Here is a 20,533-nt window from a genome sequence, read left to right on the forward strand (position 1 = left end):
TCGGCACCCCCCGCGGCCGGGCCCGCATCCGCGCCGCCGGCCACGCAGTTCGGGCACACCGCCGGTCCCGCCTCGGCACCACCCGCGGCCGGGCCCGCATCCGCGCCGCCGGCCACGCAGTTCGGGCACACCGCCGGTCCCGCCTCGGCACCACCCGCGGCCGGGCCTGCCTCCGCGCCGCCCGCGGCCGGGGGCACGCCCTGGGCCGGGGCGCCCGGCGGGCTGGCGGAGGGCAGCGACGAGTTGCCGACCCGGCCGTTGGGCGCGCCTGTCACGCCGCACGAGGGTGGAGGGCCGTTGCGTCCCGCGTCCGAGTCGGTGGCGCCCTCGCCGGAGGTGCCGCAGACCAGGTACGGGCGGCCCAGCGCGAGCGAGCCGGCCACCGAGCCGTTCGGCATCACGCAGCAGACGCCGGCCGCCGGCAGTGGTGGGGCGTTGCCGTCGCGGGCTGCGCGGTCCGACGTGGTGCGGGAGACGTCGATCCTGGCGGGGCCGTCGTTCGACGGGTTCAGCGCCGGGCGGCGGGGCGTCCGCGAAGAGGAGACCGAAGCGCTCCACCCCAACCGCCCGTCCCGGCCACGGCACGCCGCGCAGAACGAGACCGGTGAGCACCCGACCGTCGGCGGGAGCGTCGACGAGGGCGCGACGACCCGGTTCATGCCGATGCGGGCCACCGACCCCGTCCAGGAGCCGGCGACCAGGACCGACGCGGACCCGGACCAGCAGGCGACGACCCGCATCGGACCCGTCGACCCGGACGTGACCACCAGGCTCGGCGCGCCCAGTGCGGCGGAGCAGGCGGAGCGGCGGGCGGCGTTCGCGCGGGGCGAGGCGGAGCGGCGGGCCAACGCGCAGGCCGAGCTCGAGCGGCTCACCGCCGAGCGGGCCGCCGCTTCCGAACACGGCGACGACGAGCCGCCGACGTCACCGTGGGCCGCACCACCCCGCGACCGCACCTGAGCAGGCCACACCCTGAGCAGGCCACACCCTGAGCAGCAGACGCACCGAAGCCGGCGGCACCTGAACAGGTCACACCTGGACAGGCCGCTCCGGAGGCAGCAGGCGCACCGAGGGCCGTCACCTTTCGAGGGGGCGGCCCTCGGTCGTAATTCGGTGGCGATGCCGGGACGAGATGCGCGACGATGCATCCGTGTGATTCGCAGGACGTGCTGACCGCCTGACCTGGACCCCGCGCAGGGGACGGGCCGGGTGACGTTCCCGTCCGCTCACACTCCCGCTGCGAGGCCACCTTGCTACGCGCTGTTTCTTTGTCCAAGCACTACGACGCCGAGCTGCTGTTCGAAGGCGTCGACTTCACCCTGAACGCCGGTGACCGGCTCGGGCTCGTCGGGCCCAACGGCGCCGGGAAGACCACGCTGCTGCGGTTGTTGACCGGGGCCGAGAAGCCGACGAGCGGGCACGTCAGCCTCGCACCGCGGCGCCGCATCGGGTACTTCGCCCAGCAGGTCCCGGATCCGGATATTTCCGTTCTCTCCTTCCTGAGCGACGGCGAAGCCGACCGCCTCGCGCACCGGATGCGGACGCTCGAGGCACGCATGGCGGACGACACCGCGGTCCTTGAGGCACCCATGGCGGACGACACCGCGGTCCTCGAGGAGTACGGTCAGGTCCAGGAGCGCTGGCTGGCCCTGGAAGGCTGGTCGGCACCGCAGCGCCGGGCCGAGGTGCGCGAGCGCCTCGACATCGCGCACCTGCCCGACGACCTGCCGGTCGGCAAGGTCAGCGGCGGCGAGCAGGCCCGGCTGATGCTCGCCCGCGTCCTGCTCGCGACGCCTGACGTGCTGATTCTCGACGAGCCGACGAACCACCTCGACGCCGCCGGCACCGCGTGGCTCGGCGGCTTCCTCGCGGCGTTCCGCGGCGCGGTCCTGGTCGTCACGCACGACCGGGCGTTCCTCGACCGCACGGTGACCCGGATCGTCGAGCTCGACGGCATCCACACCACCCCGCAGTGGTACGAGGGCGGCTACACCGACTACCGCGCCGAGAAGACCCGCCGCTGGCAGAAGCTCCTGCTCGACCACGAGGCGCAGGAGAAGTTCCGCCGCCGGCTCGAGGCCGACATCGCGAGCACCAAGGACCAGGCCCGCGGCGTCGAGGAGTCGGTGCGGTCGGGACTCGGGTCCGACAAGATCCGCCGGTACGCGAAGAAGGTCGCCAAGAAGGCCAAGGCCCGCGAACGCCGCCTGACCCGGCAACTGACCTCCGCGCGCTGGATCGCCGAGCCGTCCACCCGCCCACCGCTCACCCTCGCGTTCCCTGTGGCTCCGGAGGCCCCGGAAGCCGCGGAGTCCGTGGTGAGCGCCCGCGGGCTCACGGTCAAGCTCGGCGCGCGGCGCGTCCTCGACGACGTCTCGCTCGACGTCCACGGCCGCGTCCTCGTCACCGGCCCCAACGGCGCCGGCAAGACCACCCTGCTGCGCGCCCTGTCCGGCCGGCTCCCCACCGACGCGGGCACGGTCACCACCGCCGCCGACGTCGCCGTCCTCCCCCAGACCCATGACGACCTGCGCCGCGACGACCGGACGGTGCTGGGATTCTTCCGTTCGAGGGTGCCGGTGTACGTCGATGAGGCCGAATCCCTCCTCGATGCCCACCTCTTCGGCCCCGACGAGTGGGACCGCCGCCTGCGCGACCTCAGCGCCGGTGAGCTGCGCCGGCTGCTCCTCGCCGTCATCGTCAACACCGGCGCTCAGGTCCTCTTCCTCGACGAACCCACCAACTACCTCGACTTCGAGGCCATCGACGTCGTCGAGGAGGCGTTGCGCGCCTACCAGGGCACCCTGGTCATGATCACCCATGACGAGTACTTCGCCCGCAACGTCGGCTTCGACCACCGCTGGCACGTCACCGACGGCCACGTCCGCGCCGCATAGGTGCGGCCGGCCGATCGGCTGCCCGCGTGGCCCCGGACCCCGACCAGGTGAAGGAGCGGCGGGGCAGGAACGGCACCGCGGCGGCGACCGTGGTGAGGCAGGCGGCGGCGAGCACGGCGGCCAGGCGCTGGTGGGCGCCGGTCCAGTCGGGCCCGTCGACGCTGACGAAGAACGCCGCCGAGCGCGGAGCGAAGGCCAGCGCGGCGAGCGCGACCAGGACGGCGGGTGCCGCGGTGGGGCTGGCCACACCACGCGGCGCCAGCCGCCAGGCGACGACGGCGGCGGCCGGGCCGAGTGCGCCGATGGCCGCCGCGTCCAGGGTCAGGGCCCGCAGCGGAAGAAGGTCACCGCTGCCGTCCTGGGCGCCGGCGAGCGTGACGGCGAGCGCCGCCACCCACCACGCGGCCAGCACCGCGCTGCCGATGGCGGTGCGGATCGCGACCCCGTGCCAGGCGGGAGCCGGCGCGGTGGCGGTGGTCGGCTTGGCGGGGTCGTCGTAGAGGAACGCCAGACCGACGGCGGCACAGGCGGTGGCCAGGCGCAGCAGGGCGGCCAGGTTGTCGGCCGTGAGGGTCACCGTCATCGCCGCGGGAACGCTGACGATCGCGAGACCGGCCGCCAGCGCACCGAGCACCGGGCTCCAGCGGATCGCCCGGAGGGTCGGCCGGACAAGGGCGGGCCACCTCATGCCGGACCCGCCACGCGCCCCACGACCACACCACCGCGGCAAGCCGCAACCGCACCACCACCGGAGGCCCCAACCGCACCACCGCAGGGAGCCGCGACCACACCAGCGCGGCAAGCCGCAACCGCACCACCACGGGAAGCCCCAACCACACCACCACGGGAAGCCGCAACCCCACCACCACGGGAAGCCGCGACCACACCGCCGCAGGGAGTGGCGACAGCACCACCGCAGGGAGCCGCGACCACACCAGCGCGGGACGTCGCGACCACACCAGCGCGGGGAGTGCGGACGATCGGATCGACCCGGCGGCGGCCGGTGGCCGGAGGGCGGCGTGGCACGGCGGCGGTCAGGCGGTGCATACGGTGCGCTCCTCCGCGGGTTGCTCCGGGGCGATCGGCACGCCCATGAGCGCGGCGAAGCGGTCCGCCGGGGTGGCAGGGTCGGTCAGCTCGGTCCAGTGCGCGGTGACCAGGCTGCCGACCTCGGCGGGAGGCCGCCGCAGGGCGCTGAGGCCCGGCGCGGCGTCCCGGTCGGGGACGACCATGCCCATGAAGGTCGTGTCGTCCATGAAGGCGAGGCCGCCGGAGCTGGCGGCGTCAAGCTTCCGCAGCCCTCGGGCGGTCGCGGGGGTCGCCTGGCCGACGAGCCACACGAGCAGCGCGCCGCGGGCGCCGCAGACCATGGTGGAGGGGGCGAACGCACTGCCGGTCATGAGGCGGTGCGCGGCGGCGGCGGCGAAGACCGCCTCGGAGGTGTCGTCGCCCCAGCGGGTGCCGACCGGGATCACCGCCGGGGTGCCGGCGGCCGCCGCGGCGCGCTCCCAGGCGGTGTTGCGGCCGGTCTCGTCGTCGGAGCTGCCGGTGGAGCCGCCGGTCGGGTAGCCGTGGGCCCAGACGCGCTGACGGACGGCGAGGGGTGGGCCGGTGACGGTGGGGACGGCGCGGCGGACGCCCCGCAGCACCGCCTCCCAGCCGGGGATCCAGGTCGTGAAGTCGGCGAAGGCGCAGTACGTGACGTCGCCGCGGCGATGGCAGGCCTGCTGGGCGCCGGGGTCGTCGGTGGCGGTGACCGCGGCGCGGCGCAGGGCGTCGTCGGTGTGGAACTGGGCGGCGCCGGCAGCGGCGGCGACGAGCGAGACGAGCACCGCGGCCACGGTCACCGGACGGCCGCGGGCACCGGAGCGGAACAGGGCGGCGACGGCGACGAGACCGGCGAGGCCCGCCACATACCCGAGGTGCCGCAGCGACGGCCGGTCGACCAGGTCGGCCGGCAGGGCGAAGGGCAGGTCGCCGAACATGACCGGCTGGAGCAGGCGCAGGGCCGCGTTGCCCCTGGCGGCGGCGACCAGGACGGTGAACGCGGCCACGGCGAAGGCGAACATCGCCAAGGGCGCCACCACGGCGGAGCGGACCACCTTGGCGAGCAGCACGCCGGCGGCGGCGAGGAGGACGACGAGGACCGGGATCAGGGCGAGCTCGGCCGGGTCGGGGCGGCCGGCGGCGCCGGGCAGCAGGGCGAGGGCGCCGATCCGCGCGGCGGCCAGCAGGGTGACGCCGGCCGCGTAGGGCAGCGGGGCGAGCAGGAACGCCGCGGTGCGCCACGGGTCCGGCAGGACGAGCACCGAGTAGAGGGCGTCGGTGCGGTGGCGGTGGGCGCGCAGCGCGTTGAGGTTGGCGACGACGAGGGCGCCGCCACCGAGGATGAACAGCCCCGACAGCTGCAGGCCGACGACCTTGTCGTGGAGCACCGGATAGCGGTCGGTGGAGCCGGTGACGAGGTCATACACCCACGGGGACACGAACAGCAGCACGGCGACGAGGGTCAGCGGGTGCCGGGCGAAGCGGACCGCCTCGACCCGGGCCAGGGCCAGCATCGCCCGGCGCCACGGCACCCGCACCGCGTCCTCGACGGGAGCGAGCACGGCCGTCATGACGCACCGCCGACGTCGACGAGCATGAGATAGCCGTCCTCGATCGTGGGCGGGAGCAGCTCGGCGCCGGGCGGTGGGTCGCCGACGTGACGGTGCAGGCCGGTGCCGGTGCGCCAGGAGGCGAGGGCGCCGGGCTCGCGGGCGGCGCTGGTCCACACCCGGCCGTCGGCGAGGGCGGCGAGGTCGGCGGGTGTGCCGGAGAAGCGGACGGTGCCACGGTCGATGACGACGACCTCGCGGCACAGGGACATGACGTCCTCGGTCTGGTGCGTCGACAGCAGCACGGCCCGGTCCTCGCCGAGGTCGGCGAAGAGCTCGCGGAAGCGCATCCGCTGCTGCGGGTCGAGCCCGACGGTCGGCTCGTCGAGGATGAGCAGGTCGGGGTCGCCGACGAGGGCGGCGGCGAGCGCGACCCGCTGGCGCATGCCGCCGGACAGCGCCTTGATGCGGGTGCGGCGCTGGTCGTCGAGGCCGACGGCGGCGAGGACCCGGCGGACCTCGGCGTGGCGGTCGCCGCGGTGGGTCAGCTCCTTGAGGATCGCGACGTAGTCGACGAACTCGAACGCGGTGAAGCCCGGGTGGAAGCCGGGGTCCTGGGGCAGATACCCGAGGCGGCGCCGCACGGCGAGCCGCCCCGGCCCGGTGAGCGGGTCGTGCCCGAGGACGCGCAGCGAGCCGGCGTCGGGGGCGAGCGCGGTGGCGACGATCCGCAGGAGGGTGGTCTTGCCGGCGCCGTTGGGGCCGAGCAGCCCGGTGACGCCGGTGCCGAGGGTGAGCGTGACGCCGTCGAGGGCGGTCTTGCGCCCATACCGCAGGGTCAGGCCTTCGGCCCGCACGGCGCCGGCGGTGCCGTCGGGGTGGCGCGGTCTGGCCGCGTCGATGCTCATCGGAGCCTCCTGAAGTCGGTGTCGAAGGTCGCCGCCCGCCGGGCGAGGAGCCCGACGGCGAGGGCGACCGCGAGTGCGGTGCCGGCCTGGCCGGCGGCGGTGAAGAGGACGCCTGCCGCGGCGGCGACGAGGCCGCCCCAGCCGACGCCGGCGACGACTGCCGCGGTGACCGTGCCGAGGCGCGGGGCGAGCAGGAGCGTGAGCACCGTCAGCGCGAGCGACGGCAGGAACCAGCCGGCCGCGCCGGGGCCGGCGCCGGGCACCGCCAGGCTCGCGAGGGCACACAGCACGGTGGTGACGGAGACGACGGCGGCGCAGCGCAGCAGGAGCAGCCGGAAGGACTGCATCGGCGCGACGAGGGCCACCTCATACGTGGGGTCGATGCCGGGCCCGAACGACACGGCCACGCCGAGCAGCGGCAGCAGCGGCGCGCCGGCGAGGAACACGAGCGGGTCGGCGAGCCGGGCGATCGTGGCCGTCATCGCCAGGGTCAGGGTGATCGCGACGAGCCACGACAGCCGCAGCGCCGGGGTCGCGGCGAGCAGCCTTGCGGTGTGGTCAGGCACGCGGAGCAGCAGCAGGAGCCGCTCGACCGGCCCGGGCACGGGCGCGTCGAGGGAGGCGTCGAGGCGGGCCCAGCCGTCGTCGACGAGCCGCGGATCCGCGACGGCGGTGAGCCGCGAACGGCACGACGCGCAGCCGCCGAGGTGCGCCTCCACCGACCAGAGCAGCGGCCCGGCGAGCCCGCCGCCGGCATATGCCCGCACGTCGGAGTCCTGAAGATGCCAGTCAGCGAAACCGCTCATGCCAGCTCCTGCCGTAGTTGCCGGCGGGCCCGCATCGCCCGCGTCTTGACCGTGCCGGGCGGGATGCCGAGCAGCACCGCGGCCTCGGCGGTGGTGAGCCCGTCCAGGACCGTGGCCTGCACGACGGCGCGCAGCTCCGGGGAGAGCCGGGACAGGGCACCGGCGAGGTCGCCGTGCTCGACGCCCCGCAGCACCTGCTCCTCGGCCGAAGGCTCCGAGGGCTCCTCGCCGCCGCGGAACCGGGCGAGGAGCCGGCCCAGCCGGTGCCGGGCGCTGGTGCGGCGCAGCGCGTCGACCAGGCGGCGCGAGCCGATCCGCCACAGCCAGCCGGCGATGTCGCCCTGCTCGCGATAGCGGGCGGCGCCGCCGTGCCACAGCTCGAGGAACGTCTCCTGGACGACATCGTCGATCAAGGTCTCGTCTGCACACCGGTACCGCAGCCGCAACGTCAGCCAGACGGCGTGCCGCCGATAGAACTCCTCGAACGCCGCCCTGTCCCCGGCGGCGGCCGAGGCGAGCAGATCGGCGTCAGACTGAACCCTCACACCTCATCATCGGATCGACCCCGCCGACCGGTTCACGACGACGAGAGAAAACTACGGAGCGGCGTTGAGCAGATCCACCGCGCTGTGCTGGCAGCTGTGGTTGGAGGCGGTCCGCGGCCCGGCCCAGTGACTGCCGTAGGCGTCCAACGTGTCCCGATCGTTCAGATAGGCGCTGTCCGCGTTGCGCTGCAGATAGGCGTTGTAGGCCCCGCCGGCGGCCGCGTTCAGCACGCCCAGGCCGCGCACGGCGGCGCCCTTGAACGAGACCCCGTCCCCGGCGCAGGTGCTGCTCTCGTTCGGCTCGCGCAGGATGCCGCCCGGCGACAGGTAGGTGCTCGCGACCAGCGCGTCCCCGATCCGCCGCGCCGTGGCCAGGGCGGCGGCGTCGCCCGTGAGGCGGTTGAGCTGCACCAACGCGTTCATCAGCACGCCCTGGTTGTAGGTCCACGTGACGGACCCGTTGTTGCGGCAGGTGCTGAGGCTGATCCCGTCGTTGACGAGGTTGGACCCGTTGAGCATCCCGGTGCTCTGGAACCATGTCCAGCCCGCCTGGGCCCGCGCCCGGTAGACCGTGTCGCCGGGGAGACGCAGCGACAGCGCCGCGTTGAGCTGGATGTAGAGGCTGTTCTCGATGGCGTTCTTGACCAGCCGGTCCGTCTTCCACCAGACCCCGCCGCCGCAGCGGGTGTCCCAGTAGGCGTACATGTGGTCGGCGCCGGCCCGGGCGGTGTTCAGGTAGCGGCTGTCGCCGGTCGCGTCGTATGCGGCCACCCACGCCAGGGCCCACCAGCCCGTGTCGTCGAGGTACTCGTTGCGGAACTGGCCGAGCTTGGCGTTGACCTGCTTGTCGTAGGTGTTGGCGATGGCGTACCGGTAGCTGCCCATCCCCGACCGGCGGCTGTTGTCGATGACGGCCGTGAGCGCGTTCGCCGAGGTCCACCAGTCGTTGTTGCCGAACAACCCCGTCGGGAGGTTGTACTGCATTATGAGGGCGGTGGCGGCCGCGGTACGCCGGTCCCACGCGTTCCAGGTGCTGCGGGTCCACGCCGTGCAGGTCAGTTCGGGCCGGTCGCCGGCCTTGCCGCAGGCCCGCAGCGCGCCGACCCCGTTCGCCGCCCAGTTGTCGACGTTGAACTGCGCGGTCCGCCGCGCGGTGCCGCCGGCGGGCACGGTGGCGTAGCCGATGCGGCTGTCGACCCAGGTGCGGCCGCCGTCGAAGGACCGGTCCATCCAGACCTCGTCGCCGGCCTTGCCGTTGTCCAGGCTCGCCCAGGCCATCGCGTCGGTGTCGTTGAGATGCATGGTGAAGCGCCGCCCGTACAGGGTGCTGCTCACCGTCTGCCGGTCCGAGGGGGCGAGCGCGGCGTCGCGCCCGTCGCAGTAACGGTTGCAGACGACGGTTGCGGCCTCGGCGGGCGCGGGAACGGCCACCACGGCGGCAAAGACCAACGCAACAGCAACAAGCACCCGCACGGCGGCCTCCGAACCTGGCAAAGGGCCCGGACCGCCATCCGGTTTTCATCGACGATCCTCCACGCATGCAGTTCTGTCAACTCTTGACACAACCGGATCACGCGGAGAGACTCGCCACAACCGTCAATGCCCGAACCCCCGGGAGCCCCCGCATGCGCCGGATCCTCGTGCTCGCCGCCGTCCTGGCGAGCTGCATCGCCGCGACCGCCGCACCTGTACAGGCCGCGGTGACCACCCGGCCGGTCAAGGTCATGCCGCTCGGCGACTCGATCACCTGGGGCGAGGGCAGCCCGACCACGTCCAGCTACCGGGCACCGCTGTACAACCGCCTCGTCGCCAACGCGGGCTACAACATCGACTTCGTCGGCTCGCAGCGGTCCGGCTCCCTGCCGGACACCGACAACGAGGGGCACTCGGGCTGGCGCATCGACCAGATCGCCGCGAGCGCCAACGGCTGGCTCGCCACCTACCAGCCCGACGTGATCCTGCTGCACATCGGCACCAACGACATGAACCAGAACTATCAGGTGGCCACGGCGCCGCAGCGGCTCGGCTCGCTCATCGACCAGATCCTCGCCGCGCGCCCCACCGCCACCGTGCTGGTCGCGAAGATCGTGCCCGCGCTCGACGCCACCATCCAGGCCCGGATCAACACGTTCAACGCCGCCGTCCCCGGCATCGTGAGCGCCCGCGGCGCGAGGGCCAGGCTGGTCGACCTGTCGACGCTCGCGGCGTCCGACCTCAACGACACGCTGCACCCCAACGACTCCGGCTACGCCAAGATGGCCGCGCGCTGGTACACGGCCCTGGAGCCGGTGCTCGGCGACGGCCGCGACTGGCCGCTGCTGCGGGCCCCGTTCGAGGCGAGCGACCCCGCGCCGACCTGGCTGGACAGCGCCGGCGCGACCGTCGGCGTCGGCGGCTACTGCTGCGCCCTGACCGCGATGGAGTCCTCCCCGCGCGCCGAGCTGGCCCGCAGCGGCAGCGCCGCGCTGATGTACTCCGGCGCCGACAACTCCGCCACCCAGTCCTACTCCTACCAGCGGATCTTCGCCACGGACCTGCCGGTCGGCGCGGCCACGACGCTGTCCTACTGGATCTACCCGCAGCAGGCCACCGGCACGTTCGTCGCGGTCGACCTGCAGTTCAGCGACGGCTCCGCGCTGCGTGACTCCGGTGCCGTCGACCAGTACGGCGTCCGCGCCCACCCGCAGTTCCAGGGCGAGGGCGGCCACCTCGTGGTCAACCAGTGGAACCTGGTGCGGGTCAGCCTCGGCGGGCTCGCCGGCCGCACGATCACCCGCGTCGACGTCGGCTTCGACCGCCCGACCGGCACCGGACCGTTCCGCGGCTACGTCGACGACATCGCGATCACCGACGAGGGCGGCGCCTACCCGGGCGTGAACCTGGCCCGCGGCGCCACCGTCACCGGCAGCGCCGCCTGCGTCGCGGCGGAGGCCCCGGCGAAGGCCGTCGACGGCGTGATCACCGGCAACAGCAAGTGGTGCAGCGGCGCCGCCGGCGCCACCCTGCAGGCCGACCTCGGCGCCGCCAGGACCGTGCGCCGGTTCGTGGTCCGGCACGCCGCCTCCGGCGGCGAGTCGCCGGCGCTGAACACCCGTGCGTTCACCATCCAGGTGAGCACCGACGGCGCGACGTGGACGACCCCGGTGACCGTCACCGCCAACACCGACGGCGTCACCAGCCACCCGGTCGGCCCGCTGACCGCCCGCTACGTGCGCCTGGTCGTCACCACGCCGACCCAGACCACCGACCCGGCGACCCGCATCTACGAGCTGGAGGTCGAGGGCGCCTAGGCGCCGCCGTAGCCGGGGGTGGTGTCCTCCTCGTCGTCGATGACGAACGACGGGCCGAGCCGGTCGGAGAGCACCCGCGGGTCGAGCGGCGCCCAGCGGGTGCCGCCGACCGAGCGCAGGTAGGCGAAGTTCATGCCCCACCAGCCCGGCTCGTACGCCACGACATCCACCCGCTCGCCGACGAACCGCAGCCGGACCTGGTCGGCGACGACCCCCGACTCGTCCTCCAGGTTCGATCCGTGGACGGTCAGCACGGCCAGCAGTCCGCCGTCGTCCTCGCGCCAGGCTCTCAGCCGGCCGGCGCGACGCATCTCACCGCAGCCCGCCACGTGCACCGTGTAGGCGAAGGCAGGCTGGTCACACACCAGCATCGCACTCACAAGTATCAATACTACAGCTAGCGCATCCCCCGGTAGACACCGCGGAGGCGGTCGAGGCGCTGGCGCTGCTCGTAGGTCGCGCCGAGGGTGATGAGCAGCAGGCCGGTGCCGCCGAAGAGCAGCAGCAGCATCCAGACGGGCAGCCCGATGCGCAACAGCTCGTTGACGGTGGCGATGATCGTCACCGCGGATCCGACCGCGACCGGCGCCTTCTGCTGCCGGACCGCGCCGATCGCGACGGTGATGACGCCGGCGAGGATCAGCAGGACGCGGCGCAGCTCCGGGGAGTTCTCGTTGGCGATCGCGAGCGCGAGGCTCGGCGCGAAGCCGGCGACGAGGGCCGGCCCGTAGGCGAGCCAGCTGCCCAGCTCCGGGCGGCGGCGGATCTCCAGGAGGCCGGTGATGAGCGCGAGCACCGCGAAGGGCAGCGTGTACGCCTCGATCAGGGCCACCTTGACCGTGATGAGCAGCAGCCAGATCGCGATCAGCTCGGCGACGGACGCGGCGATGATGAGGATGACCCGCTGCTGGCCGCTGCGCCCCTTGCGGGCCGCGGACAGGCCGAGGACCGCGCCGAGGGCGGTGAGGGCGGCCGCGGTGTGCGCGGCCGAGCCGAGGGTAAGCAGGACCGCGACGACCGCGCCGGCGTAGCCGGCCGCCTCGATCGTCATCGCCTCCCGGTTGATGCTGTTGCCCGGCCGCAGCCGCGGCAGCGCGGCACCCAGCACGAGCAGCATCGTCGCGACGATCAGCAGCGGAAACGCGCACTGCCGCAGCGACAGTCCGGCGGCGAGCCCGGCCGCGAGGGCGAAGCCCTGCGCGGTCGACGCGGCGACGTGCCAGCCGAGCATCCGGCCGGTGGGCGTGCGCCCCCAGATGCCGGCGACCGCGCCGACGACGATCGAGCCGGCGAGCCACGTCAGCGTCTGCTGCTTCGTGGCCAGGCTGCCCGCGCCGCCCGCCCCGGCGGCGAGCACGGCGATGACGAAGACGAGCCGGCGGGCGATGATGAGCATCCGGCCGTCGGAGCTGTCGGCCTCCGGCGGGACCGTCAGGGCCAGGCCGAGCCCGGCGATCGTGGCGACCAGCAGCGCCGCCGTCGGCTGCCACGGCCACGGCGCGTGCAGCGCCCCCGGCGCGATCAGCATGGTCAGCGCGGCGCTGGGCACGACGATCGCGACGGCGCGACCGGCGACGGCCTGCCCCGAGCCGCCGAGACCGACCGCCATGAGCGCACCGGCGATGGTGAGCAGCGCGGCGGCGAGCACGTGGGTGCCGTTGCCCGCGAAGCGGCCGAGCTCACCGAGGTCGGACGCGGTCTGCGCGGTGCCCGTCCAGGGGCGCTGGATCCACTTGTACGGACCGGCCAGCGCCGCGTACACCGCCGGCGCCACGAACACGACGACGATGAGCGCGGGCAGGCCGGCCGCCGCGGCGACGCCGACGGTGTACCCGCGGGGTGCCCGGACCTGCCGCCACCGGCCGGGCGTGCCGGCGCTGTCCGGGCGGAAGCCGGACATCGGCACCCACGCGACGCCCGGCTGCCAGGTGACCCGCAGCAGCTCGGCGAGGACCCCGAGCAGCGCCGCGGCGGCCGCGTAGACGACGGCACCGTCGCGCTCGACGATCAGCGCCGCCACGGCCGTGGTGGTCGCGCCGCCCGCGACACCGACGGTCACGTACGGCAGGTACCCCGGCGCCTGCTGGGCCCCGGTCGCGGCGGCGGCGAGACCGACGGCGGAGGTCGCGAGCGCGGCGATGAGCACGGTGCTGGCCTGGCCCGGGTGCAGCCCGCCCGCGGCCGCCGCGGCGGCACCCGTGAAGGCGAAGAGGGCGGCGGCGACACCGCACCCGCCGACGAACGTGAGCGGGCCGTCGGACGGGTTGCCCCGGCGGATCGCGGTGGCCCGGGCGAACCAGGCGATGGCCACGCCGCTGACCGCGAGCGCGACGAGCGTGCCCGCGGTCGCGCCGGGGCGCACGAGGCTCGCGCCGGCGGCGAACATGCCGGCCACCAGCGCGGCGCCGAGCCGCGTGTAGGCGCCGCGCCAGCCCTTCGCGGTCGCGGCCCAGGCCGCGATCCCGGTCGCGGCGATCCAGCCGATGACCATCGGGGACTGCCAGCCGAGGCCGAGACCGACAGGGGCACCGATGGCGGCGAGGGCAGCCGCCGAGGCGGCCGTGTCGTCGCCGTACGGCTGCGGCAGCGCGATCGCGGCCGCGCCGGCGAGCAGCAGCAACGCGATGGGGACCTGCCACCCGTACGTCGCGAGCTGCTGGGCGTTGGCCAGCCATCGGTCGTCGAGGACGGCGCGCCACGGCGGGTCCGCGGCCCGGATCACCCCGACCGCCCCGATGACGGCCAGGCTGCCGGCGAACAGGCCCGTGCAGACGCCGACGGTGGTGGCGCCGGCGACCGGGCCGCGGCGCCACTCGTCGGGCAGGGTCCGGGCGGCGACCGCGACCGCGAACACGAGCAGCGCGAGGGTCACGACCTCGATGCCGTCGGACGCGAGCGACACGGCCCTGGCCACGGCGCCGATCCCGGCGATCGTCACGGCGGCCGCCGCGGCGTCGGCGCCGGTGAACTCGGCGCCGAACGTCTGCCGGTCGTCCATCCGGGGCGCCATCCACAGCATCGCCACGGCGATCACCATGAGCAGGCCGATGACCAGGTCGATCGTGGTGGCGCCGTCCGCGCGCAGGACCGCGATCGCGACCGCGACGGTGCCGGCGGTCGCGCCGATCAGCAGCGGCGGGCTCTGCGCACCCCGGGCGACCTGCGTGATCGCGGCATACCCGAGCGTCACCGCGAGCGCGAGGAAGCTCATCACCAGCACGACGGTCGCGCCGCCGGGCAGGTCGCCGAAGGCGATCGCGGCACCGGCCGCGGCGGCGCCCGGCAGCGCGAAGAGGGCACCGCCGGCGCCCGCGTCGGCCACCCTGCGGGTGACGTACTCCCCCTCGGCGTCGGTGCGGTGCGGCCGGGGCAGCAGCGCGATGCCCGCGCCGGCGACGGAGATGGCGAGCAGGATCAGGGCGGTCGACGCCGGTCGGGCCAGGCCGGCCGCGGCCGCGTACAGGCCGAGGACCAGCGCGGCGCCGAGGCAGACCCACGCGGTGTGCGCCTCCCGGACCCGCATGGCGAGCGCCCCGGCGACGATCGCGCCGGCAACGGTGAGGGCGGGGATCGCCAGCCAGCTCAGACCGAACGCGGCGGGCGCGATGAGCAGGATCAGGGCGGCGCCGACGACGGCGACGTCGGGCCGGAAGCGCTCCGGCGGGGGGACGGTGACGAAGGCGACGTCCCTGGCCCTGGTCGCCGGTGCCGCGCCGGCCCGGGGAGCGGCCGGCGACCCGGGTCGTGGGTCGTCCCAGACGCCGGTGCGCGGGCCGCTCTCCGCCCCGCCCAGCGGCCCCGGCCACAGCCCCGGCGGCGGGGCCGGCTGGGGGCGGACCTCGACCCGGCGGCGGAACATCGAGCCGATCCGCCCGGCGGGCCCGGCGGCCGACCCGAGCGGCACGTCGACCGGCTCGGTGCGGCCGCTGAGCATGAGCACGCCCGCGGCGGTCAGCAGCAGCACCGCCAGGACGTACTGCCAGCCGTCGGCGCCGACGGCCGTGTCGACCTCCGCGCGGTACGCCGTGAGGTCCGCGTTCCACACCGGCCACGCCGCCCGCAGCGGCGCGGCGAGCGCCGGCAGCACGGTGACGACGAGCAGCGCGGTCGTCGCGGCGGCCGCGACGGAGACCGCGTAGCGGGGCCCTCGGCGGGCGTCGCCGGGCAGGAACGGCACGCCGGCCGCGGCGAGCGCCACCGCGAGCGCGAGGAACAGCAGCGTGGAGCCGGGGAACGCGACGGCGCCGACCCGTGCGAACGCGGCGATGACCGCGACGGTGGCGATGCCGGCCGCGATGTCGGGCAGGACGCCGCGCCGCCAGGATAGGGAGCCGGCGACGCCGATCGCGGCGGCGACGAGGGTGACGGCGGCGGCGCGGACGGTCTCGCCGAGGGCCTCGGTGGTGGCGAGGGCGGCGGCGGCGCACAGCAGGGCCGCGCCGAACGTGACCGCGAACAGCACCCAGGCCGCGTCGCGCATCAGCGCGTCGGCGAACCGGTCGGTCTGCACGGTGTGCGGCTCGTGCTGCTCGGCGCCCTCGGCCGGGGTGCCGTCGGCGCCGCTGCGCTCGGCCTCGATCTGCCGGATGCGGCGCTGGACCGACCGGCCGAGGGCGACGCCGAACGCCAGGTCGATGAGCGCCACGCCGGACAGGGCGAGGGACCAGCCGGCGGGGCCACGGATGGAGTCGTAGGCGAGCAGCGGCAGCACCGGCTGGAGCGCGATGAGGGTGGCGTACCGCGAGGCGATGAGGTGGCTCTGCATGCTGTACGCGGCGGCGATGCCGGCGGTGGCGGCGCAGACCAGGCCGGTGTACAGGCTGCCCTCGACCTTGTCCGCGCTCAGCAGCCCCTCGGAGCGCAGGACGTAGCCGTCGAGCAGGACGAGCAGGAGCGCGACCGACGCGACCGTCTCGGCGGTGGCGGTGAGGCCGCGCCGGACCAGCATCAGCGGCAGGGCGAGGGCGCCGGCGGTGATCAGGGCGAGCAGCAGCACCCGGCCGGCGGTGCCGATGGTGCCGAACGCGTCGGTGGTGAGGACGATCGCGGCGCCGGCGAGGAGCAGGCCGCCGAGCGCGAGGACCGACGCCTGCATGCTGGAGGTGGTCGCCTCGGGCTCGTCGGCCGGGCCGTGCGGGCCGTCGCCGCCGGGTGGGCGGCGCATCTGCGGCAGCGCCGCGAGCCGGGTCCGGGCCGGTGCCGTCCGCGTCGCGCCGACCGGTCTGCGCTCCTCGGTCTCGCCCCGGGTCTCACCCGGGGCCAGCGGGGCCCGTGGCGAGTACACCTCCTGCCCCGGCGGCACCGTCGGGCCCTGGACCTGCCGGGCGACCGGCGGCGTGCTCTCGATCTTCGCGCCGCCGGCCTTCGCGCTGCGCCCCAGCCGGGGGCGGCGGCCGCGGCCGGTCTGCTCCTGGTCGATGGACTGCCGGACCTTGCGGCGCAGGGAGTCGCGCTGCGCGGAGGCGTGCGCGAGCTGGCGGCGCAGCTTCTGGGTGTCGTCGGTCAGGTCGCGCTTCTTCTGCTCCAGCGACGCCACGGTGCGCTGGAACAGGGCGAGCGCGGCGGCGTCGGGGTCGTGCGGGCGGCCGCAATCGCGGCAACCGGCGCCCTCACTGGCCGGGCCACCGCACGCCGGGCACGGATACGTCTCCACGCGACTCCTCCCCCCGGGCCGCAGCCGGGGGCGGCCGCGCGTGCGGCCACCCCCGGCTGTTCACGCCCTACTGGGAAGAATGCCTTGTTTCGACGTGTCGCGAAAGCGATGCGCCCGTTCGGGAGATTCCGGCGCTTAAGCGACTGCCGGCTTGCCCATGCCGCGGTACTCCCAGCCGGCCGCGACCCAGACGGACTGGTCGAGACAGTTCCGGCCGTCGATCACCCGGCGGGCCGCGACGAGCTCGTTGAGCGCGTTGGGGTCCGCGTTGCGGAACTCCTCCCACTCCGTCAGCACGCAGATCAGGTCGGCACCGGTGACGGCGTCGGTGAGGGTCTTGGAGTACGTCACGTCGGCGACGTCGTTGCGGGCGTTGTCCATGCCCTCCGGGTCGTACACGGTGACCTCGGCGCCGGAGCGGGCCAGCTTGCGGACCACCGACAGGGCCGGCGAGTCGCGCACGTCGTCGGAGTTGGGCTTGAAGGTGGCGCCGAGCACGGTGATCCGGGTGCCGGCCAGGTCCGGGCCGGCCGGGCCGTAGCCGCGGCCGAGCAGCTCCGCGGACAGCTGGACGATCTTCTGCCGGCGGCGCTGGTTGATCAGGTCGACCTCGTGCAGGAAGCGCAGCGCCTCGCCGACGCCGAGCTCCTGGGCGCGGGCCTGGAACGCGCGGATGTCCTTGGGCAGGCAGCCGCCGCCGAAGCCGACGCCGGCGCGCAGGAACTTGTTGCCGATCCGGGCGTCGTAGCCGATCGAGCGGGCGAGCTGCGTCACATCGGCGCCGGCGGCCTCGCAGACCTCGGCCATCGCGTTGATGAACGAGATCTTGGTGGCGAGGAACGCGTTGGCGGCGACCTTGACCAGCTCGGCGGTCGCGAAGTCGGTGACCACGACGGGGACCTCGCGGTCCTCGGTGAGCGCCAGGTCGAACACGCCCTTGTGGGCGGCGTAGAGCATGCCGGTCGCCCAGTCGCTCTTCACACCGAAGATGATCCGGTTGGGGCGCAGCACGTCCTCGACGGCGACGCCCTCCTGCAGGAACTCGGGGCTCCAGGCGACCTCGACGCCGAGCTCGGCCGGGGTGTGGCGGCGCACGAGCTGCTCGATCCACTCGGCGGTGCCGACCGGGACGGTCGACTTGCCGGCGATCAGCGCCTTGCGCTTGAGCAGCGGCGCGAGGTTGGTGACGGCGCTCTCGACGTGGGACAGGTCGGCGGCCATGCCGTCGGGGCGCTGGGGCGTGCCGACGCAGATGAAGTGGACGTCACCGAACTCGGCGACCTCCTCCCACGACGTCGTGAACCGCAGCCGGCCGGCGGAGAGGTTCTTGCGGAGCAGCTCGTCCAGGCCGGGCTCGTGGATCGGCACGTCGCCGCCGGACAGCTTCGAGATCTTCGCCTCGTCGACGTCGAAGCCGAGCACCTCATAGCCCAGTTCGGCGAAGCAGATGGCATAGGTCGCGCCAAGGTAGCCGGTGCCGAGGAAGGTCAGCCGCGGGCGTGGTGCGCCGGAAGGCGCGGCGACTACGGGTGGGGTGCTCGGGTACGCGATGGTCACGCCTATGTCTCCACTCTTTCCCGTTTCCGCAAATACCCGCATTGCGGACATCTGTGGCGTATAGGGCTTGGTATTGCCGACGTTGCTCCGGCGAGAGTAGTCCCTCCCCGCCGACCGCGCCTTCGGCTCCTTGGTTACTCATCGGTATGCTCACCCTCGGACGAGCCTGAACGGCGGTTCAGGCCGTCGGTCACTACAGGATTTTCGGGTCTTTGGGGGATGCCGTGTTCGAGGTGTACCAGTTGCCGGAGGAGCACGCCGCGGTCCGTGAAGCGGTGCGTGCGGTGTGTGACGGCAAGGTGGCGCCCAACGCCGCCGCCGCCGACGAGACCGGCGAGTTTCCCCAGGCGTCCTACGACGCGCTGCGTGCCGCCGACTTCCACGCCCCGCACATCCCCGAGGAGTACGGCGGCGCCGGCGCCGACGCCCTCGCGACCGCCATCGTCATCGAGGAGGTCGCCCGCGCCTGCGCGTCCTCGTCGCTGATCCCCGCCGTCAACAAGCTCGGCACCATGCCCCTACTGCTGTCCGCGTCGCCGGAGCTGAAGCAGCGCTACCTGCCCTCGGTCGCCGCCGGCGACGCCATGTTCTCCTACTGCCTCTCCGAGCCCGACGCGGGCAGCGACGCCGCCGGCATGAAGACCCGCGCCGTCCTCGACGGCGACACCTGGGTCCTCAACGGCGTCAAGCGCTGGATCACCAACGCCGGCGTCAGCGAGTACTACACGGTGTTCGCCGTCACCGACCCGGCCGCCCGCTCCCGCGGCATCTCCGCCTTCGTCGTGGAGAAGTCCGACGAGGGGGTCAGCTTCGGCGCGCCGGAGCGGAAGCTCGGCATCAAGGGCTCCCCCACCCGCGAGGTGTACCTCGACAACGTCCGCATCCCCGCGGACCGCATCATCGGCGCGCCGGGCACCGGCTTCGCCACGGCCATGCAGACCCTCGACCACACCCGGGTCACCATCGCCGCCCAGGCCCTCGGCATCGCCCAGGGTGCCCTGGACTTCGCCCTCGGCTACGTCCAGGAGCGCAAGCAGTTCGGCAAGCCCATCGCCGACTTCCAGGGCATCCAGTTCATGCTCGCCGACATGGGCATGAAGCTGGAGGCCGCCCGCCAGCTCACCTACGCCGCCGCCGCGAAGTCCGAACGCGGCGACAAGGACCTCACGTATTTCGGCGCCGCCGCGAAGTGCTTCGCCTCCGACGCCGCCATGCAGATCACCACCGACGCCGTCCAGCTCCTCGGCGGCTACGGCTACACCAAGGACTTCCCCCTCGAGCGCATGATGCGCGACGCCAAGATCACCCAGATCTACGAGGGCACGAATCAAGTGCAGCGGATCGTCATGGCAAGGCAGCTGCTCAACGGCTAATTCTGTCGCGTTTCCGCAGGTGAGAGCCGTGATCGAGAACCGGCCGATCTTTCGGTTACCTTCGGTCGCATGACTGTCGTTTCGGATGTCATGCTGGGGAAATGCTGGGGAAGGCAATCGACTAATCGAGATACAGCTATACACCAGGCTAGCGTCGCGCGCCGATCGCGGCACCGCGAGTGCGTGTGACATGTAATCGACATTCTTCGATTACCACCTGACAGGATTAGTGACGCTGCGTAACTAAAGGGCGCTTATTGTGGCCACGTGACGTCATCAGCCGCCGAGCGGCAGGCCATCGCGCTGCCATCACCGCAAGTGTTCGAGTGCCCACACCACTCCAACATCTACCTGCACCGGTTGGACGAATTCGTGGAAACCGTTCTGATTCCGGAGTACACCCGAGGGCGGATCCGCAAACAGGACAACGCCTACGCCCGGGTGCGCGCCGCGCGAGACCGGGCACACCGGCGTGGTGACCGTGCCACAGCACGCGAGCTGCGCCAGCAACTACGCGGCATGCCCAGCGGAGATCCCCGCGATCCGGGCTTCCGCCGGTTGCATTACGCCCGGTACGCCGACGACACCCTCCTCGGGTTCGCCGGACCCAAGGCCGAAGCCGAACAGGTCAAGGGCCGCCTCGCGGCGTTCCTGCGTAACGACCTCAAGCTGGAACTGTCGCAGGAGAAAACCTTGATCACGCACGCCCGCACTCAGGCGGCGAAGTTCCTCGGCTACGAGATCACCGTGCACCACAACGACCGCAAGGTCACCCAAGGCCGCCGCAGCGCCAACGGTGTCGTCGGCCTGCACGTCCCTTCAGCGGTGATCAAGGCCAAGAGTGCCCCCCTACCTGGAGCGCGGTCTCACATCAGCGTGACAGGGAGGGAACCTCGACCTGCTACGC

At 73.8% G+C, this 20,533-nt stretch carries 14 protein-coding genes and 1 pseudogene; 4 read left to right on the forward strand and 11 right to left on the reverse strand.

Going from position 1 to position 20,533, the window contains the following annotated elements:
* Positions 1-275, reverse strand: a pseudogene (locus tag AB0I21_RS53145) (hypothetical protein); the annotation flags it as partial.
* 22 nt (positions 276-297) lie between these two features.
* Here AB0I21_RS53145 and AB0I21_RS53150 point away from each other — a divergent pair.
* Positions 298-960: a hypothetical protein gene (locus tag AB0I21_RS53150; protein WP_360573022.1), complete on the forward strand. Its 663-nt coding sequence runs from the start codon at positions 298-300 to the stop codon at positions 958-960.
* Positions 961-1,268: 308 nt separating this feature from the next.
* The gene (locus AB0I21_RS53155) at positions 1,269-2,897 is read left to right on the forward strand and encodes an ABC-F family ATP-binding cassette domain-containing protein (protein WP_360573024.1); all 1,629 of its coding nucleotides are present in this window, start codon (positions 1,269-1,271) and stop codon (positions 2,895-2,897) included.
* Here AB0I21_RS53155 and AB0I21_RS53160 read toward each other — a convergent pair.
* From AB0I21_RS53160 to AB0I21_RS53185, 6 genes are all read right to left on the reverse strand, one after another.
* On the reverse strand, positions 2,869-3,585 hold the full coding sequence (locus AB0I21_RS53160) for a hypothetical protein (protein WP_360573026.1): 717 nt from the start codon (positions 3,583-3,585) through the stop codon (positions 2,869-2,871). The genes AB0I21_RS53155 and AB0I21_RS53160 overlap by 29 nt on opposite strands.
* 346 nt (positions 3,586-3,931) lie before the next feature.
* Positions 3,932-5,515: a hypothetical protein gene (locus AB0I21_RS53165; RefSeq protein WP_360573028.1), complete on the reverse strand. Its 1,584-nt coding sequence runs from the start codon at positions 5,513-5,515 to the stop codon at positions 3,932-3,934.
* Complete coding sequence (locus AB0I21_RS53170) at positions 5,512-6,402, reverse strand: ABC transporter ATP-binding protein (RefSeq protein WP_360573030.1); 891 nt, start codon at positions 6,400-6,402, stop codon at positions 5,512-5,514. Before AB0I21_RS53170 ends, AB0I21_RS53165 begins: the two co-directional genes overlap by 4 nt.
* A complete protein-coding gene (locus tag AB0I21_RS53175) occupies positions 6,399-7,208 on the reverse strand; it encodes a hypothetical protein (protein ID WP_360573032.1) in 810 nt (269 codons plus the stop codon). Before AB0I21_RS53175 ends, AB0I21_RS53170 begins: the two co-directional genes overlap by 4 nt.
* Positions 7,205-7,753 carry an RNA polymerase sigma factor gene (locus AB0I21_RS53180; protein WP_360573034.1) on the reverse strand — a complete coding sequence of 183 codons (549 nt, stop codon included), beginning with the start codon at positions 7,751-7,753 and terminating at the stop codon, positions 7,205-7,207. Before AB0I21_RS53180 ends, AB0I21_RS53175 begins: the two co-directional genes overlap by 4 nt.
* A 51-nt stretch (positions 7,754-7,804) precedes the next feature.
* Positions 7,805-9,187: a glycoside hydrolase family 76 protein gene (locus tag AB0I21_RS53185; RefSeq protein WP_360573036.1), complete on the reverse strand. Its 1,383-nt coding sequence runs from the start codon at positions 9,185-9,187 to the stop codon at positions 7,805-7,807.
* A gap of 191 nt (positions 9,188-9,378) precedes the next feature.
* Here AB0I21_RS53185 and AB0I21_RS53190 point away from each other — a divergent pair, with 191 nt between their 5' ends.
* Positions 9,379-11,043 carry a GDSL-type esterase/lipase family protein gene (locus AB0I21_RS53190; RefSeq protein WP_360573038.1) on the forward strand — a complete coding sequence of 555 codons (1,665 nt, stop codon included), beginning with the start codon at positions 9,379-9,381 and terminating at the stop codon, positions 11,041-11,043.
* On the opposite strand, the gene AB0I21_RS53195 is transcribed toward AB0I21_RS53190, so the two are convergent.
* From AB0I21_RS53195 to AB0I21_RS53205, 3 genes are all read right to left on the reverse strand, one after another.
* The gene (locus AB0I21_RS53195) at positions 11,040-11,423 is read right to left on the reverse strand and encodes a hypothetical protein (RefSeq protein ID WP_360573040.1); all 384 of its coding nucleotides are present in this window, start codon (positions 11,421-11,423) and stop codon (positions 11,040-11,042) included. The two genes, AB0I21_RS53190 and AB0I21_RS53195, sit on opposite strands and share 4 nt — an antisense overlap.
* A gap of 17 nt (positions 11,424-11,440) precedes the next feature.
* Positions 11,441-16,696: a hypothetical protein gene (locus AB0I21_RS53200; RefSeq protein WP_360573042.1), complete on the reverse strand. Its 5,256-nt coding sequence runs from the start codon at positions 16,694-16,696 to the stop codon at positions 11,441-11,443.
* 135 nt (positions 16,697-16,831) lie between these two features.
* On the reverse strand, positions 16,832-18,253 hold the full coding sequence (locus AB0I21_RS53205) for a UDP-glucose/GDP-mannose dehydrogenase family protein (RefSeq protein WP_360573044.1): 1,422 nt from the start codon (positions 18,251-18,253) through the stop codon (positions 16,832-16,834).
* 212 nt (positions 18,254-18,465) lie between these two features.
* Between AB0I21_RS53205 and AB0I21_RS53210 the strand changes: the two genes are divergently transcribed.
* A complete protein-coding gene (locus AB0I21_RS53210; protein ID WP_360573046.1) occupies positions 18,466-19,626 on the forward strand; it encodes an acyl-CoA dehydrogenase family protein in 1,161 nt (386 codons plus the stop codon).
* 510 nt (positions 19,627-20,136) lie between these two features.
* Here the strand turns inward: AB0I21_RS53210 and AB0I21_RS53215 are convergent.
* A complete protein-coding gene (locus AB0I21_RS53215; RefSeq protein ID WP_360573048.1) occupies positions 20,137-20,439 on the reverse strand; it encodes a hypothetical protein in 303 nt (100 codons plus the stop codon).
* Positions 20,440-20,533 lie beyond the last annotated feature (94 nt).

The organism is Dactylosporangium sp. NPDC050588 (genome assembly GCF_040654975.1).
GTDB lineage: Bacteria > Actinomycetota > Actinomycetes > Mycobacteriales > Micromonosporaceae > Dactylosporangium > Dactylosporangium maewongense.

Excerpts from the sequence above, each read along its gene's own strand:
- AB0I21_RS53160 (WP_360573026.1), bottom strand. The coding sequence starts at position 3,585 with ATGAGGTGGCCCGCCCTTGTCCGGCCGACCCTCCGGGCGATCCGCTGG.
- AB0I21_RS53165 (WP_360573028.1), bottom strand. The coding sequence starts at position 5,515 with ATGACGGCCGTGCTCGCTCCCGTCGAGGACGCGGTGCGGGTGCCGTGG.
- AB0I21_RS53170 (WP_360573030.1), bottom strand. The coding sequence starts at position 6,402 with ATGAGCATCGACGCGGCCAGACCGCGCCACCCCGACGGCACCGCCGGC.
- AB0I21_RS53175 (WP_360573032.1), bottom strand. The coding sequence starts at position 7,208 with ATGAGCGGTTTCGCTGACTGGCATCTTCAGGACTCCGACGTGCGGGCA.
- AB0I21_RS53190 (WP_360573038.1), top strand. The coding sequence starts at position 9,379 with ATGCGCCGGATCCTCGTGCTCGCCGCCGTCCTGGCGAGCTGCATCGCC.